The organism is Streptomyces sp. NBC_01092, assembly GCF_045039535.1.
In the GTDB taxonomy this organism is placed as follows: domain Bacteria; phylum Actinomycetota; class Actinomycetes; order Streptomycetales; family Streptomycetaceae; genus Streptomyces.
The window spans coordinates 11,080,557-11,096,016 of sequence record NZ_CP108659.1; the positions used below are offsets into that span (position 1 = coordinate 11,080,557).

Sequence of the window (15,460 nt, forward strand, 5' to 3'; positions counted from 1 at the left end):
GGGAACTGAAGTCGTTCACGCGTGCGAGTGCTCGTGCCGGCATGGAGGAGGCAGGGCCGTAGAGTGGACTCCTCGACAAGGCGGTAGGGGCAACGGCTGTGGAGATCACCGTCCAGTGGATCCGGACGACCTGGACGAAGGAATCGCGGGGCGGGGACGCTGCGGCTCGAAGGAACGCGGCCCCGGTCGGCTTCGCACTCCCGCATGAGGCGGCTCCTCTCGCGCATGTGATCCGGATGCATGAGCGCGACGGCTTCGAGCCGTATGACAGCCGGGAAGCCCTGAGCGAGGTCGATGTCCAGCTCCGTGAAGCAGATGAGCGGCTGCGGGTATTTCCCCGAGTGCAGCCGCTGTTTGCCCTGCAGCCTCGGAAGCGGCGGCCACCGGGTGTCCGGCTCGTCCCTGGCCAATGGGTCCGCTGGCAGCTCAACTATCGATTCAGCAGTGCACTGGGGATTCGGGGCTGGACGTACTGGCTGGACACGTTCAACATCGCATACGGCCCGGTGAATGCCGATGTGTTCTTGTCCGCACCCACCGTGTTCATTGATGAGCGCGGACCACTCCGGTAGTTCGAGTGGACGTGGTCACCCGATGGATCGTCCGGCCTGGGCTTTGGTCTGGGCGAGGCGGTAGGAGTCGGTGCCGGTCTCGATGATGTTGCCGCCGAAGGTGATGCGGTCGACGATGGCTGCGCAGAGCCTGGGATCGGTGGCCACAGAATTCTTTTCCTCACGCTCCGTCAGAACCTGGAAGAGGAGTTCAGGCCCCGGCGGTCGAGTTCCATGTAGCCGAGTTCATCAATGCATAAAAGATCGACGCGTCCGTAGCGGGCGATGGTCTTGGCAAGCTGCTTCTCGTCGGCGGCCTCGACCAGCTCGTTGACCAGCTTGGTCGCCAGGACGTACTTCACCTGGTATCCCTTCATCGCCGCCTCGGTCCCCAGCGCGATGAGCAGATGGGACTTGCCCGTGCCCGAGTCGCCGATCAGGCAGAGCGGGTGGCCCTTGCGGATCCATTCGCAGGTGGCGAGGGTGTTGATGGTCGCAGCGTCGATGTTGGGATTCGCGTCGTAGTCGAAGGCCCGCAGTGACTTCTCGCGCGGGAACCCGGCGGCCTTGATGCGCCGCTCCGAGCGTCGGCGGCCCGGTCGTCGCACTCGGCCAGCAGCAGCTCCGCCAGGAAGCCCCGGTAGGACATCTGTTCCTGGGACGCCGCCTCGGCGAGATCGGGGAACTGGCCGCGGATGGTGGGCAGCCGGAGCATCCGGCATGCCTGGTCGATGGCGGTGGTCGCGGCTTCCTCGGTCAGCCCGCGGTTGCGTTTGGCGTTCATGTCGCTTCTCCCTCACTCGGAACACTCCCGCCGCGCCGCCGCAGCAGCTGGTCATAGGCGGCAACCGACGGCAGCGGCCGGGTGTCGGGCGGCAGGTGGGACAGCCGCCAGTCGGCGAGAAAGGTGACGGTGGCCCGTGGCGGCCCGACCGCTCCGGGCTCTGGCGGTGGTGAGGGCATCGGCTGGTCCGGCACGTCGCCGTCGGCAACCGCTACTCGGTGCCGGTCCGGCTGATCGGCAAGACTCTCCGAGTGCTGCTGCACGCCTCCGAACTGGTGGTCTTCGACGACGGCCGGGAGGTGGCCCGGCACGAAAGACTGAGCACTCAGGGCGGCTCTCGCCTGGTCCTCGATCACTATCTGGAGGCCCTGGTCCGCAAGCCGGGCGCCTTCCCCGGGGCAACAGCTCTGGAACAGGCTCGCGCGGCCGGCCGGTTCACGCCGGTCCATGACGACTGGTGGGATGCGGCCCGCACGGCCCACGGCGGGGCAAGGAAGGCACAAAGGCCCTGATCCAGGTGCTGCTGCTGGCCCGGCACTTGAGCCACGAGCATGTGGTCGCCGGCCTCGCGGTCGCGCATGCGGGCCGGGGCGCTGACAGCGGACGCGGTCGCGCTGGTGGGTGTCGCCCTCTCCTTCACATGTAATAATAGTGTGTTCTGGGGTGAGGGCTAGATGCCATCTGACCTGCACAAATGCGGCTCATAAAGGGCTGTGGTGCTCCGTGCGGCGGTACGCGGCCGACAGCCCCCGGCCTCAGCTCAGGTCGTGCACGACGAGCCAGCACGGACCGGACAGGATCGTCAGCCCCAGAGCCCTCACGTACTCAAGCAAGGCGCCGTCCCACTGGGCGTTGACCGGAAGGGAGGGCGCTGCCCGGTACGTGTTGGGTCCGAACTCCTCGTAGCCTGTTCCGAGAATGGCGTGCTCGTCGTCGCCGACCGTGAACAGTTCCACGCGTACGTCGGCAGGGTTCCCGCTGGCAGGGCGGTGGCCCTGGGTGTCCAGCGCTTCTACCAACTCTTGCGGCGAGACCACAACGCCGTAAAACGGCGTACACGGAATGGGACACGGACATGGTTCAACCTCCCTGGCCCAGGGGCCGGTTCGGAGCGCGGGCGGCGCGTGCCGGCCCGGCCCGACGGGTGCGGTGGAGGCGGTCGGGGAGGCGCGGCGCTCACGTGGAGCGCGGGCGCCGGCTGCGCGTGTGGGCGGCCCGGATCTCGGCGTCGAAGTCCGGGTACTGCCGGGCCGTCGACGGCAGCAGCGCGTTGCGGACGTCCATGGCCCGGGTGAGGACCCCCAGTTGAGCGGGAGACAGCACCCAGGGGCCCCGCTCGTCGGCGTCCAGGACCGACAGCAGGTCCTCGGCGGTGCCGACGTCCTCGGCCTGCCGGAACACCGGGTGTGTCCGGTTGACCCGCAGCGTGAGGCTCAGGCTGGCTCCCAGGTGCGGGGCGTGGCAGCGCCGGTCGGGGGTGATCACCTGGTGGCCGTCCGGAACGGTGAGGATCTGGAGTACGCCCGCGAGCACGACGAGCCGTTCGTCGCTCTGGACGGGGAACGTCGACTCCGTCGCCGGGCTGCCGCAGGAACGGCAGCGGTAGGCGCCCGGGCTCTCGGGCTTGTAGCGGCCGCTGTGGCAGACGTGGCAGAGGATCGGAACGGGCACGGTGCACCTCCGAGCGGGCGCCCCTGTGCCGGGGCGCCCACAGGCCTGGGCGGTCAGGGCTTCACGCGGGTGACGCGGGAGGTCGGCAGGTGGACGCGCAGGAGGTCCGCGTGTGCGGGCGGGTCAAGTGCCGCGAGCCGCTGGAGCGCCTCGGTCAGCCTTGGGTCCGCGAAGTCCTCCTCGGCCATGGCCGCTTCGCCGACCGGAACCATGCGCGCCGTGGTCTCGGTGTGCCTGAGGTCTGGCATCTCCTCGGAGGGCGCAAGAGCCGCGATGAACGGGCTCCAGCCCACGGACATCCCGCCGCCCGTCCGCTGCTCCGTCGTCGTGAAGTACGCGGCCACGGCCTGCGGTCCGTCGCCCGGCTGCTCGTCGACGAAGGCCCGGACCCGGTCGACGATCACCTGTCGCCATCCATGTTCTGCGGCCTGGTCGGCGACGGTGGCCAGAGTCTCCAGGGTTTCGGGCGGAAGGCCGCGGAGCGCGGCGTGCATCAGGGGCGTGGTCGGCTCGGCCAGCAGCGCGGCCAGTTCCTCGTGTTTCATCGCCGGTGTCCTTCCGTGGCGTGGCAGTGAGGGGGCCCGTACGGCGGGGCGGCGGCCCCGCCGTACGGGGTGTTCCGCAGGACCAACAACATCAATAATAGTGTCGCTTGAGATGAAGTGAACCCGCCCCCTGACCTGCGGTTTTAGGGCCAGTCGTGCTCTCGGCGGGGCGGTAGCGGGAAGGTGAGCCGGGGGTCCATGCGCACGCAGCGCTCGCAGTAGGCCGTGACGCGGTTGGCGGTGCACTCGCCCCACTGGCACTCGAAGCGCTCACGCGGCCCGCAGATCAGGCACCGCCACAGCGTGATCCCGTGCAGCTCGCACGGCTCGTAGCGCCTGCGCGCGGGCAGCAACTCCAGAGCGGGGCGGGAGCGTTCGAGGCGGGCGACGTCGGCGGCCGGGAACGACTCGTCGCCGTCGCGTATCCAGCGGGGCGACAGCTGGGCGTACTGCTCGGGCGTGGTGTAGTACGGCTGACCTGCCGGGCTGAATACCATGGCCAGATGGCCGCCGGAGATCAGTGTCTCCAGACGGCCGTGGCCGAACTCCCCGCGCAGGGAATGCATTTCGTCCTGGCGCAGGCCCCAGCTGTACCCGTACCGGCGCAGGATCCGGCGCTCGGTGGCGGCCGTGCCCCTCTGGGCGTCGTCGAGTTCCTCGATGGCTTCGATCGCGGCAGTCGGGTTGGCGGTCAGCTCGCGTACCGAGTCCTCGGCGGCCGTGGCGGTGGGGTGGCTGCTGAGCGCGTATCCGTGGAGCTGGTCCACGACCTGGTGGCGTCCCTCGTGCTCGGCGGCGGCGTACCGGGCGTGCCGCTGCGGCTGGGTGCGCGTCGAGGCATGACGGAACTCCATCTGCGCAAGGGGCAGGGTTGTGGGGCGGCGGCCGGCTGCGTGGCGGTCAGCTCCTGGGCAGCGGCTTGTGGGCGGAGAAGACGTAGTGGCCCAGCTCGCGCAGCATGCCGGCGGTGGCGTCCACGGCTGCGGGGCCGTGGTCGGCCTGGCGGGTGTACGCCTCGATCTCGCTGTTCCAGGCGAACCCCTGGGCGGCAAGGGACTCTTTGGTGAGGGGTGTGAGGTCGTCGGAGGACTGCGGGGCGGCAACGAGTCCGTGAGCTGGGTCGGGTACGACGAGGAACACCGGGCCTCCTTCCGTGTGGGCCGCCCTGGTCGGGGCGGCCCACGGACAGGGCGGACGGGGGGTCAGCGGGTGACGGAGACGGTGTAGTCGGCTTCCAGGACGGCGAGGAGGCGCGGATGGACGCGCGGGTCTGCGCGCTCGGGACCGAGTAGCGGAAGTCCAGGGCGAGCACGGCGTCGTCCAGGTCGTCGTCAGACATCGGCAGCGTGTATCCGCTGCGGTAGAGCGCGACTGCGGTCGCGGTGGCGACACGGACGCGGTTGTAGGCGATGGCCTCTCCGGCAGTGACGTCGGTGCCGAGTGCTTCGCGCGCGGTGGGCGGCAGCGCCGCGATCCCGGCGGGGAACCGGCGGGCGGGGATACGAATGCGTGCCGGTCGCAGGGCGCGGCGCAGCGTTCGAAGCATGGCAACTCCTGGGGCTGGAAGGGAGGAAGGGAAGGGGCCGCTATGTGATGAATGGGGAACGGTCCCCGTTCACTATCAATAATAGTGTTAAATGCGAGTGGGTGAACCCACCCCTGACCTGTGCAAACGGGGAGTCGGGCGAGTCCGCGCCCGGCAGGTCAGATCTGCGGGGCGTGCACGGCCAGGGACTTCGGTGCCGCGCTGGTGTAGATGCCCTCCAGGCCGGACGGGGCGATCAGGCCCCAGGTGAAGGAGGCGGTGTCGGCGTAGAACTGCCCGCGCCGCGGATGCGGCGGGGCAAAGGCGCGCAGGGTGCCGACGCCGTAGACCTCAAGAGTGCCGTCGAGCAACGCGTCGCGCTGATCCCCGGTTACGTCCGGTCCGTACTTGTTGAACTGCTCGTCGGCGACCACGGCGACCACGGCGACCACGGCGATGACGGGGCTGAGGTCGTCCTCGACGGGGCCGAACATGCTGCGCCAGCGGGCGAGGTCGGCCATGGCCTCCGCACGGCTCGCGCGCGTGCTGAGGTAGCGCACACGGTCGCGGTGGTCGGTGAACTCGTCCGTGTCGTACAGCCACGCCTCGAACTGATGCTCCGTGTACGTCCCGACGCCGTTGTCGCGGCGGCGCAGGAACCCGAAGGGCTCGCCGTCGACGAGGACAGGGTGGCGCTCGGTGCAGAACTCGCAGGTGACGCCGACGTGACGCAGGAAGCGCTGTAGGCGGGGGAAGCGGGTGAAACGGGTCGCGCAGTTGCAGCAGGTGTATACCTCCCAGCGGGAGGGGCTCGCGACCGTGTCGTGGCGGCAACGCGGGCACTGGTAGGCCTTGTTGCTGCACCAGTCGATGACCGGCGTCGGGGTCCCTTGCACGGCAAGCTCCTGAGAAGTGGATTCGAGGGAAGGGGGCGGGCCGTCGCCCCGGCGGGCGGGATGCCGGTACGGTGCCGGCCCGGGTTCACTATCAATAATAGTGTCAGATGGGTTTGCGTGAACCCCCACCTGACCTGCTGGTTTATGGTGTGCCTGGGGCCTTTCAGTGCTGGTGGGCCGACGGCGTGGCGTTCGGCCCGAGGTTCGGCGGCACGCAGTATTCGACTCCCGACTCTGGGGGGATCGGGTCGCCGGAGTCGGTGTCGGTGCAGTAGGCGTCGAAGACCTCTCCGGCGGTGAGGGGTTCGGGGTCTCCCGCTCGCAGCCGCCAGCCGTAGACCTGGTCTGGGGTGCTCGGGGTGGTGGTCCGTATGACGAGTCCGCCGGGGCGCTGGGTTGCCAGGCCGAGGGCCAGGACCGTGGTGAATTCGAGGGCCTCGGCCTCGTCGAGCTGGCTCGCGCCGTCCGGGTCCGTATCTGCGTGCAGGACGGCGACCAGGGTTTCGGGTGCGGTCGAGACACTGCAGACGAGGTGTCGGTGGCCAGGTCGGGCCGTGTCGAGGATGCGGGCCAGCAGACCCGAGGCCCGGGTGAAGGCTGTTTGGCCGATGTCCTGGCCGCAGCAGGTGCAGGCGCCGAGCCGGGCCAGAAGTGTGGAGGCGTACTCCCAAGTGGCCTGGCGGACGGCTTCGTCGACCAGGGTCGGGATCAGGTCGGCCAGGGGCTGGCCGTCGTACGGGAGGGTCGGGCCCGTGGTGGTGAGTTCGGCGGTGAAGCGGGCGCGGCTGGACGGGCTGTCCGCGGCGAGACCGGTTTCGGTGCAGAAGTCGGCGTACTCCTCGGGGTCGAAGAGGGTGACCGTGGTGTGGGCACCCTGGGACGCGCGGCTCCTGAGGAGGTCTTCGACCGCTGCCAGGTAGGTCGCGAAGTCGGCGAAGGCGAAGGTGCGGTAGTGCCGCATGGCGCGGAAGTCGTGCTCGTCGGTGAGCAGGCCGATGGTGCCGGCGACTTCGAGGCGCGGGACGTGGTGCGCGGTCTGGTGGTCGGTGCGCGCCGTGTCTCCCGCGCACGATCGAGCAGCGTGGGGCTCGCCCTGGCTGCACTTGGAGGGCTGAGGGGTGTGGGTCACGTGCGCGCCTTCCTCGTGGGCGGGCTGAAGGGAACTGCTCGTGTCTGTAGTGTGAGTGGGAACCCTCCCCTGACCTGCGATTTCGCTGGGCGGTCCGTCCAGGTCATCGTTCGTCCTGGGTGTCGGCGGGGGCGGGGCTCCAGCGCATCCCGTCGGCGGCGAGCGAGGCGTCTGCGGGCACGGTCCCCTGAAAGTGGGCGTCGTTCGGCTCGTCCTCTTCGGCGTGGGCGTCGATCCATTCGTCGGCGGCCTGCTCGGCATTGAAGGCACGGAGCAGGTCGGCGAGAGTGTTGACTTCGGTGCAGCCGAGGCTGGTGGCGACGTCGGACGTGATGACGGTGGTGCCCCAGGCGTCGGTGAACGCGCGGGTGACGTCGGCCGGGATGCTGACGGTGTCGTCCATCTTGGCCTCCGGTGGGCGGTCGGGACCAGCGGCGGAGAGCGAGTGGTGCGCAATGGTGCGGGTCGCGCGTCCGGCCGTCGGGCAGGTGCCGTGCCTGCGAGGGGATTTGAACCCCTGTCCACCCTCAAGTGGGGCCGCTCTACCGCTGAGCTACGCAGGCTTGGGGGCCGCCGGAACGGCGGCCGGATGATGGTGGGTCAGCGCCCGGCAATCTCGCGAAGCCGCTTCAACGCGATGGGTGCCTCGGCGTACCAGAACGTCTCGCTGTGCCTCAGGCCGAGGGCTTGGGCGGCAACGTCACCGATCATGCGGCGCTCGTTGCCTCGCTCCGCGTAGACGCTGACGAGCGTGTCGTACTCGTCGCCGTCTTCGTCCAGGGCGATGACCTCTGTCTGCTGGTCGTACGGCAACTCGACGAGCGTCCAGCCGGTCAGGTGCGCCGTCCATCCGGCCGCGCACAACTGGGAGCCGCACGCGGGAGCCTTCTTGGGGGCCAGGCTGATCATGTCGGGCAGAAGTGCCCAGTGGTCCATGTTGAAGGCGTCGGGCCGGGTCTCGATCGCGTCCAGCACGGCAGATGCCACCTCGGCGGGGGTCGCGGGGTGTGGGGTGGCCATGGCGTCGGTCATTGCAACTCCAATTGTGGGCAACGGTGTTGGCGTGGTGCTGGTGGGATTCGAACCCACGGCCTCAGGACTTATAAGATCCGCGCTCTGGCCAGCTGAGCTACAGCACCTCGGTATTCGGTTGTGTGGGCCGCGCCCCGGCCGAGCGGGCGCGGCGCTGGTTGGCGGCCGGGCCCGAGGAGTTGCCCCAGTCGCCGTCTGTTGGTCAGTGCGTGCAGGCGCCCTAAAAGACACTATTATTAGTAGTGCGAGGAGGGTGTGGGAACCCACCCCTGACCTGCTCTTTTCGCTCCTGTGACGCCTGGGCGAGTGCGGCCAGCATAGAGATCACAGTGCTGGGGCGGCCGGATGCTTCGACCTGCACAGACTTCCCGGAAGCTCCGACAACTGCGCACACACTGTCGACCGGGACGGAGCCGCGCTCCCCGGGCGGCCGGGTGTCGTGCTGCCAGATGATCCGGGTGTGCCGGTACTGCTCCTCGATGCGGGCGCCGGGCAGTGCGCCGGCCACGGCCTCGGCGACGGCGCGGCGGCCGCTCTCCTCCGCCTGCTGACGGGCGGCGAGTTCGGCGGCCCGCGCGGCCTCGGCGTGCATCGGAAGCAGCCGCCGGGTGATCTCGCGTGCCACGTGACGCGCGGTGCTGGCCGTGACCCCGATCGACGGTGCGGTGATCCTGGTCTCGTCCGGCGGTGTGGCGTAGATCTTCAGACGGTCCGGGCGGCGGTCGTCGGGTTGGCGCAAGCGCAGGGCGCGGCCGTCGCCGTCGATGATGAGCCGTCCCAAACCGAGCCCGTAGCCGGTGAGTTCGGCTGTCCGGCAGTGCGTACCCAACTCCCGTGCCACCTCGGCGGCGAACGCGTCCACCTGCTCCTGTGTGGTCAACTCGCGTGTCATGGCGGTCTGTTCACTCCTTCGGCTGGCTGCTGGGTGTGCTCGGCGCGGGGTTCCTCGCGCTCTGGTCGCGGAGCTCGGCGTCACGGCGTGCGTCGTCGGCGGTGTAGCCGGTGTCGCACCACGTCCGGCACAGCTGGCCTGCGGGTGCGCCGCACGTCTCGCACCGGTCGTCGAAGTCCTCCGGACGCCAAGGGCGCAGCTGGCCGCTCACGCGGGGAGCTCTCGGATGCGGTCGGCCGGGGCCCGGGCGGACATGTCGGGGCTCTGGTGGCGCGGGGCGGTGCACGCGGCCTGTGGGGTCAGGGGGCGGTGGTCCACAGCGGGAGGCCGGCGGCGGTGCGGGCACTGATGCCCGGGCGCACTGAAACGTCGCGGTAGTCGGACACCCGCACGTAGCCGCCCCGCTCGATGTCGATGCGGACCGGGGCGCCCTCCCATTTCCACTGCTCGATGAGTTCTGCGGGGAGGTTCTCGACGTCGTCGGCCTCCACCTGCACGGCCCAGGCGGTCAGCTCCTCGCCGTACTCGTGCCGCCACTCCTTCAGGACGGTGAAGAGGTGGGCGAAGTCGTCGACCAGGGCCAGGGCGCGCGCCTGGTCGGGGGCGGGGTCCTCGGCATAGGTCGGCGCGTCGGGGCGGGTGCGCTCACCGAGGCTCATCAGCCAACGCATCATCAGATCAACTCCCTCGTCGGGCGGGCGGGGCGGTGGGTGAGGGGCGGTGCGTCAGGAGTACCCGGACGCTTCGGGCCTGCGGTAGCGGTACAGGAAGCGCGTGGCCCGGGGTGCGAGAGGGGGCGGGACGGTCTGTGTCGCCCCCTCTCGCACTACTGATAATAGTGTCTACTGGGGTGGTGTGAACCCCTCCCCTGACCTGCGCATTCGTCCGAGCGTCAGGAGGCGCCGACCAGGGCCGGACGGAGGCCGCGCGGGCGCCTGCGCTGCTGAGCACGCAGGGAGTCGGCCTCACTCTGGGCGCGGCTGGCGCGCTCGCGCTCTTCGGCGGCCGCATCGACGCAGTAGGGGGCCCACCACTGCTTGACGTCGACGGTGCGGGCCAGGGAGTTGGGCAACACCGAGTAGGGGAGATCGGCCAGCATCAGCAACAGGACCGGGTGCGGGCACGTGGTGTACCACCGTGCGATGGTCCACCAGGCGGATACGGCGGTTCGCCGCGCGGGGTGGGCGTCGTGGGCCTCCCGCTCGTAGCGGGCGGCTTCGGCCTGGTGGTGGGAGGCAGACCAGGTGAGGAAGCGCAGCAGGCCGGGGGTGTCGCGCTGCCGGGAGGTCTCCAGGATCGCGGGCAGGTCGGCGCGCTGTTCGACGTGCTCGGCACACCCGCGCAGGACGGCGGTGAGTACGGCTTCCGTCTTCTCCGACGGCGGGTGATCCGCGGCGGACAGGATCGGGTGCACCGAGACCTCGGGGCGGTCGGTGTTGTCGCGGTAGAGGGTCAGGCTGCCGCGGTAGCCGGTGCGGCTGCGGGCGAGCCGCGGGAGGGCATCGTCGGGGGCGGTGGTCTCGAAGGCGTTCACGGGGCCGAGACAGGCGCGGACGCCGGTGAACTGGTCCCAGTGGTGGGGGTGGGTGGTGCCGGTGACGTGCACGCTGCCGTGCATCGCCCCGCCCAGCTCGAACACGACGGCGTCGGCGTCGCGGGGGCCGGCGGTGGCGCGCACGGGGCCGGCGGGCGTGTCGATGGTCAGGCTCGGGCTGGTCATGGGCTGGGGCTCCTCGGTGCTCGACTGGGTGGGCTGGGGGCCTGCCGCGCCGCGCTCGCCGAAGGGGAGGGTGCGGGCGTCGGGGCGGCAGTCGGCCAGTGGCGCGCTGGCCGGGCGGCCGTCCACGCCCCGTACCGGGGAGGGGCGTGGACGGCGTCTGTGGGGGCTACTCCTGGGGCGGCTTGTGGCGGCGAAGGTTGTCCCGTTCGGTGACACCGATCGAGGTGCGGCCGCACGGGCATCCGGCGTAGCTGCGGCCGTGCAGGTGGAAGTACTTCGGTCCGGTGTTCTTGGCGTTGACGGCGCGGATGGTGCCGGGGACCGGGGCGGTGTTGGTGCAGTAGCCATCCGGCGTAGTGGCGGGCTTGACGCTCATGAGTGCTCTCCCAGGGGGCGATGCAGGACGGGGGCGGCGTGGACCCGGTGGGGCGCGGCGTCATCGGCGGCGGCGTCCTGGAGTACGGCCGTGTCCATGGGGTGCAGCCATCCGGCCCGGACCTCCCAGCCGCACGCGCGCGGTGGATCGTCGGCGGTCGTGGCGATCAGGACGGCGTCATGGACGGTGCTGTGCTCCAGGGCGAACGTCAGCAGCACGAAGAACTTCGCGTACTCCTTGTCGGAGTCGGTCACGCGCAACGAACCCGGTTCGGCGGACACGGTGAGGTCGGCGGTCAGTTCCGCGCCGTTCGTGTGGTCGGCCGTGATGTTGAGCTCGTGGTTCCCCTCGCCGAGGGACGGGAGCAATGCGTTCAGCGCGTGCAGGGCGCGGCCCATGGCGTACGCCGTGGCATCGGGCCGTGGAAGCTCGGGCTCAGGCATGCGGGTTCTCCTCGTCGGTGTCGGGGAGCTGGGGGAGTACGGGGGCGGGGTAGACCTTGCGCAGGACGGCGGGGACGTCCCGGCGTGGGATGACGGCGAGCTGGAGGTCGGCTGCGTCCATGGGGTGAAGCCACCCGTCGTGCACGGTCCAGCCGCACGCGCGGGGGTTGGGCTCGGCGGCCGTGGTGGCGACCAGGACGGCGCTGCGCATGGTGCTGCCCTCCAGTGCGAACACCAGCAGGGCGCGCAGGGCGCAGAACTCGTCTTCGTCCAGTACGGCGAGGCGGATCGGCTCGGTGCCGATGGAGAGATCGGTTCGACCCGTGAGGAACGCGTCGTCGGTCCGCTCGGCCACGAGGTTGAGCGTGTGTTCGCCGTCTCCGAGTGCCTGGAACACGGCGGTGAGGGCGGTCAGGGTGCGGCTCATGGCGGCTGCGATGGCGTCGTCTCCGGGGTGGGTGAGCTCCGGGCGTGCAGACATGAGGGCTCCTTGCGGGAAGGGGGCGGTGGGCGGTGGGCGCCGGAGGCCGGCCGCACTGCCCTCCTGGGCGCAGTGGGTGTCTTCTGGGCGCGCGGTCTGCTCCGCCGACGCGTCGCGCTGCCGCTACGCGGCAAGGGCGGGGCGGGCGCGCTCCGCGCTCCGCGCTCCCTGAGGGGCTGGGGCGCGCGCTCCGCGCTGGGAGGGTCGGGCCCGTGCGGGCTGGGGGAGTTGCCCAGCCCGCACGGGGGTCTGTCAGCCGTGCGCGGCGGCGGCCGTGAGGGCGGGAACCGCGAGCGCTTCGAGGGCGGCGGCCTGGTCGGCGTCGGTGAGCGTCTGCGCGGTGGACGTAACGGCCTGCATCACGCCCCCGGCGGTCATCTGGCCACCCCGGATGAAGTGGGCAAGGATCATGTCCTTCGCCTCGGTGCCGATGCTGAGCGACTTGGTGACGTGCTCGATCGCCTTCGTCGGCTCCTCCAGCGTCTTCCCGGCGGCGGCCTCCATCTCGTACACCTTCGCCTCGACGTACTCCTGTGACAGGAAGGTGCGCACGGCGTCGCTGGTCTTGGAGGTGATCAGCTCCAGCGTCTTGCGCTGGGTCTGGCCGGACCAGGACACAACACCCTCGTCCTGCTTGCCCCCGAGGTGAACGGCGCGCATGACGTCCTTGGTCATGGTCAGACCGTTGCGGCAGACCTGGATGACCGCGCGCGGGGTGATGGTGTACGCCCCGCAACCGACTTCGCTGTTGCTGATGACGAAACCGGCGGAGATCATCGGGAGTTCGTCACCGCTGCGGCCGTCGAACGGGGAGCGGTAGCCGCGCAGCAGGCTGCGGGCCTGGATCGCGACCGCTTCGGACTCGACGCGCACATACATGCGCCGGTCGGTGAGGTCGCACCCCGTGACGCGGGTCGGGTGGCCGGACTGCTGCACTCCGTCCAGGGCGGCCAGCAGCATGTCAAGGTTGTCCATCAGCTTGTAGCTGTCGGACAGCCACGCGCGGGCCACGCCCTCGCCGGGCGTCGTGCCGGGCGCGTTCTCGCCCCGGAACGCGCGGAGCATGAACCGGCGCCCCGGCTCCTCACGCAGCCACGCGTTGACGTTCTCGTCCAGCAGCGGGACGTTTTCCGCGCGCATACGGCGCAGGTAGGCCAGCGGGATGCGGAGCTTGTCCGAGATCCCCTCGTCGGCAACGGCGGTCGGCCGATAGATGCCGTCGACGTCCGTCACACCGTCTTCCGTGATCTGCGACTCGACGCCTTCGACGTGAACGTTTCCCTCACGCATCCGCAGCGCGGACGCGGGGGCGATGACGTCCAGCTTGCGGCGCTGTCCGTCCTCCAGGATGCGGACCAGGTCGGACAGGTCGGCGTTGCGGGCACCGGTGGGGGCTACGTTCGTAGCGCGCTCGGTGAACTGCTGAGTCATGCGGTGTTTCCCCTTCGCTGTTGGTCTCTGCGGGTTCGGGGGCGGAGCCACCACCCCCGAACAACTCCAATACTAGTGTTTCTTAGGAATGAGTGAACCCACCCCTGACCTGCACACTTAGCCTTAGGCGCGGTACTCGCGTACCGGTGTCAGGCTCTGTCGCCGCACGTTCCTGACCACCGTCTCGGGCACACCCCCGCGCATCTTGCACAGGTCGTAGCGCAGCGTGGGGGCTGAACCGAACGGTTCGGCGTGCGCGTGGATCGCCTGCACCCAGTAGCGGCCGTGAGCCTGCGTCAGGCTGCCGTGATACAGGACCTTTTGCCACAGGACCGGGCCGGACTGCCACGGAACCAACGTCCGCGCCACCTGGACCGCGAGTTGGTCCGCCACGCGCTCGGACAGCACGGCGGCGAACGCGGCGTCGACCGTCTCCGGGTCAACCGGCACGTCGGCCATGGCCGGGCCGGTGTGACCGGTCCGCACACCTACAGCCCAACCCAGCTCGAAGAACGGACGGACCCTAGCCAGCTGATCGGGCGACACCCGCAGCGCGCCCGGGTCCCTCTCGCTGCACGCCAACTCCCGTAGCGCGTGCTCGGCCTGCTCCTGCTCGGAGTCCGTGAGCGGGGCTCCGGCCCTCTCGTCCTGCTCGGCAATCCGTGTGTTCTCCATGACCTTCCTCTCTCTCGGGGAATTCCGGGTGAGACGGGGGCACCCTGCACGGGTGCCCCCGTGCGGACTACTTCAGGAAGCCGCTCGCCCGGAGGAAATCGGCTGTGATGTGCGCGATTCCTTGGGGCTGGTAGGTCTGAGGGAATCGCCGCAATTCAACCTCCATGCGCCCCGCCTTGTCCGGGTCGATGAATTCTTGAACCAGACGGTAAGGCTCCTCACCCATCGGCATTTCCAGGACGACCGGTCCGACGGCCTTGGTCTCGAACCGAATTCCGGTGTAACTCCGGTCGGAGTTGTGCACGATCCTGGCACCTGCTCGCCTGCACAGTAGGGGCAGGAAGTTTGCGATCGTGCGGGCTTGGATTGCAAGAGCGGTCATGGGCGCGTCCGCACCGCGTACTTGGCGCACGATCCCGTCCGAGATCTGGAGTTCCATGTCTTTCCCCTTTGGTTGGTCCCTTGCGGTTCCTGAGGGTCGCCTCCCTCAGGACTTCAAATAATAGTGTCTAACCCGGTCGATTGGAACCCCTGTTGCGCTACGGGTTGCGCTGGATGTTGCGCCATGGTGTTGCGGTAGAGGTTCCGCTGGGTGTTGCGGGGCTCGATTCCGGTGCTCGGTGTCGCCGCTGGTCACCCCAACAATCAAGCCTGGTACGCCTGCTGACATCCCCTCTGCGGCCGCTGCTCCCTGCCCAAGTAGAAGAAGAGGGAGGGTGTGGGTGTGGTCGGTGCGGCGGCGTCGGGGATCGGGGCGGGGTTGTCCCTGTCTTGCGCGTCGGCCTGGGGCCTCCGCGCGCCTTGGTGGCCGGACGGGGCCGGGTGGGGCCGGGTGGGGCCGGGTGGGGCCGGGTGGGGCCGGACGCGGGGTGTCCGGGGTAGTGGGGTCGAGCCGGTACCTCGTCCATCTCCTTCTGCCGGAGGCAGCCCCAACCCTCCACCCCTCCACACAGGCAACCTGGCCCCGGAGGGGCCTTGGTTGGGTACCCCCGCTATTCCATGCTTTACTTTCTTCTACCAAATACCAATCAAATACCCCCGGTTTTAAGGGAATCGGAGATTCCTCCTAAAACCAGCCCTACACAAAGGGATATGACGATCCCTCAACTCAAACCCCAACACCCCAACCCCACAACAAAACACCCCACCCCTTCTTTCCGTGCCGGAGGCACGCCCCATACCCATCTTTTCCGTGCCGGAGGCACGCACGTTGGGAAATGGCCGGAGGCCAATTTCCCAACGCCCCGCCGGAGGCGGGCAATTCGCGCGGGGACGCGCGAAACGAGCGAAGCGAGTATTCGGCTGCCGG

21 protein-coding genes, 2 tRNA genes and 1 pseudogene are annotated in these 15,460 nt (G+C 69.6%); 2 read left to right on the forward strand and 22 right to left on the reverse strand.

The annotated features are described in order from the left end of the window. Nucleotides 1-98 precede the first annotated feature (98 nt). Nucleotides 99-572, forward strand: coding sequence for a hypothetical protein (locus OG254_RS49425; protein ID WP_405576138.1), 474 nt, complete (start codon nt 99-101; stop codon nt 570-572). 15 nt (nt 573-587) lie between these two features. Here OG254_RS49425 and istB read toward each other — a convergent pair. Beyond that, nucleotides 588-1,335, reverse strand: a pseudogene (gene istB / locus OG254_RS49430) (IS21-like element helper ATPase IstB). 182 nt (nt 1,336-1,517) lie between these two features. Here istB and OG254_RS49435 point away from each other — a divergent pair. Continuing rightward, nucleotides 1,518-1,847, forward strand: a complete 330-nt coding sequence (locus OG254_RS49435; RefSeq protein ID WP_405594751.1) for a Mu transposase domain-containing protein — start codon at nt 1,518-1,520, stop codon at nt 1,845-1,847. Nucleotides 1,848-2,090: 243 nt separating this feature from the next. Here the strand turns inward: OG254_RS49435 and OG254_RS49440 are convergent, their stop codons facing one another. The 21 genes from OG254_RS49440 to OG254_RS49540 form a co-directional block, all read right to left on the reverse strand. Further along, entirely contained in the window at nt 2,091-2,291 is a 201-nt protein-coding gene (locus OG254_RS49440) for a hypothetical protein (RefSeq protein WP_405576135.1), read from the reverse strand. A gap of 220 nt (nt 2,292-2,511) precedes the next feature. After that, nucleotides 2,512-3,006: a hypothetical protein gene (locus tag OG254_RS49445; protein WP_405576132.1), complete on the reverse strand. Its 495-nt coding sequence runs from the start codon at nt 3,004-3,006 to the stop codon at nt 2,512-2,514. 53 nt (nt 3,007-3,059) lie between these two features. Beyond that, nucleotides 3,060-3,551: a hypothetical protein gene (locus tag OG254_RS49450; protein WP_405576129.1), complete on the reverse strand. Its 492-nt coding sequence runs from the start codon at nt 3,549-3,551 to the stop codon at nt 3,060-3,062. A 143-nt stretch (nt 3,552-3,694) separates the two neighbouring features. Then, complete coding sequence (locus OG254_RS49455; protein WP_405576126.1) at nt 3,695-4,405, reverse strand: hypothetical protein; 711 nt, start codon at nt 4,403-4,405, stop codon at nt 3,695-3,697. 46 nt (nt 4,406-4,451) lie between these two features. Continuing rightward, nucleotides 4,452-4,691 (reverse strand): hypothetical protein, encoded by a 240-nt coding sequence (locus OG254_RS49460; RefSeq protein ID WP_405576123.1) that lies wholly within the window; start codon nt 4,689-4,691, stop codon nt 4,452-4,454. 564 nt (nt 4,692-5,255) lie between these two features. Next, nucleotides 5,256-5,972 (reverse strand): hypothetical protein, encoded by a 717-nt coding sequence (locus OG254_RS49465; RefSeq protein WP_405576120.1) that lies wholly within the window; start codon nt 5,970-5,972, stop codon nt 5,256-5,258. A gap of 163 nt (nt 5,973-6,135) precedes the next feature. Beyond that, nucleotides 6,136-6,969: a hypothetical protein gene (locus OG254_RS49470; RefSeq protein WP_405594749.1), complete on the reverse strand. Its 834-nt coding sequence runs from the start codon at nt 6,967-6,969 to the stop codon at nt 6,136-6,138. A gap of 235 nt (nt 6,970-7,204) precedes the next feature. Further along, entirely contained in the window at nt 7,205-7,504 is a 300-nt protein-coding gene (locus OG254_RS49475) for a hypothetical protein (RefSeq protein ID WP_405576117.1), read from the reverse strand. Between the two features lie 91 nt (nt 7,505-7,595). Continuing rightward, a tRNA-OTHER gene (locus tag OG254_RS49480) sits at nt 7,596-7,664 on the reverse strand. A gap of 37 nt (nt 7,665-7,701) precedes the next feature. Continuing rightward, nucleotides 7,702-8,133 (reverse strand): hypothetical protein, encoded by a 432-nt coding sequence (locus tag OG254_RS49485; protein WP_405576114.1) that lies wholly within the window; start codon nt 8,131-8,133, stop codon nt 7,702-7,704. Nucleotides 8,134-8,165: 32 nt separating this feature from the next. Continuing rightward, a tRNA-Ile gene (locus OG254_RS49490) sits at nt 8,166-8,240 on the reverse strand. Between the two features lie 113 nt (nt 8,241-8,353). After that, nucleotides 8,354-9,025: a hypothetical protein gene (locus OG254_RS49495; protein WP_405576111.1), complete on the reverse strand. Its 672-nt coding sequence runs from the start codon at nt 9,023-9,025 to the stop codon at nt 8,354-8,356. 10 nt (nt 9,026-9,035) lie between these two features. Next, complete coding sequence (locus OG254_RS49500; protein ID WP_405576108.1) at nt 9,036-9,236, reverse strand: hypothetical protein; 201 nt, start codon at nt 9,234-9,236, stop codon at nt 9,036-9,038. Nucleotides 9,237-9,324: 88 nt separating this feature from the next. Then, nucleotides 9,325-9,699 carry a hypothetical protein gene (locus tag OG254_RS49505; RefSeq protein WP_405576105.1) on the reverse strand — a complete coding sequence of 125 codons (375 nt, stop codon included), beginning with the start codon at nt 9,697-9,699 and terminating at the stop codon, nt 9,325-9,327. A gap of 218 nt (nt 9,700-9,917) precedes the next feature. Continuing rightward, the gene (locus tag OG254_RS49510; RefSeq protein ID WP_405576102.1) at nt 9,918-10,871 is read right to left on the reverse strand and encodes a hypothetical protein; all 954 of its coding nucleotides are present in this window, start codon (nt 10,869-10,871) and stop codon (nt 9,918-9,920) included. Between the two features lie 40 nt (nt 10,872-10,911). Further along, the gene (locus tag OG254_RS49515; RefSeq protein WP_405576099.1) at nt 10,912-11,121 is read right to left on the reverse strand and encodes a hypothetical protein; all 210 of its coding nucleotides are present in this window, start codon (nt 11,119-11,121) and stop codon (nt 10,912-10,914) included. Continuing rightward, the gene (locus tag OG254_RS49520) at nt 11,118-11,564 is read right to left on the reverse strand and encodes a hypothetical protein (protein ID WP_405576096.1); all 447 of its coding nucleotides are present in this window, start codon (nt 11,562-11,564) and stop codon (nt 11,118-11,120) included. Before OG254_RS49520 ends, OG254_RS49515 begins: the two co-directional genes overlap by 4 nt. Continuing rightward, nucleotides 11,557-12,045: a hypothetical protein gene (locus tag OG254_RS49525; RefSeq protein ID WP_405576093.1), complete on the reverse strand. Its 489-nt coding sequence runs from the start codon at nt 12,043-12,045 to the stop codon at nt 11,557-11,559. Before OG254_RS49525 ends, OG254_RS49520 begins: the two co-directional genes overlap by 8 nt. 252 nt (nt 12,046-12,297) lie before the next feature. Continuing rightward, nucleotides 12,298-13,476, reverse strand: coding sequence for a DUF932 domain-containing protein (locus OG254_RS49530; RefSeq protein WP_405576090.1), 1,179 nt, complete (start codon nt 13,474-13,476; stop codon nt 12,298-12,300). Nucleotides 13,477-13,599: 123 nt separating this feature from the next. Further along, a complete protein-coding gene (locus OG254_RS49535; protein ID WP_405576088.1) occupies nt 13,600-14,151 on the reverse strand; it encodes a hypothetical protein in 552 nt (183 codons plus the stop codon). A gap of 67 nt (nt 14,152-14,218) precedes the next feature. After that, nucleotides 14,219-14,590, reverse strand: coding sequence for a hypothetical protein (locus OG254_RS49540; protein ID WP_405576085.1), 372 nt, complete (start codon nt 14,588-14,590; stop codon nt 14,219-14,221). Nucleotides 14,591-15,460: the final 870 nt, after the last annotated feature.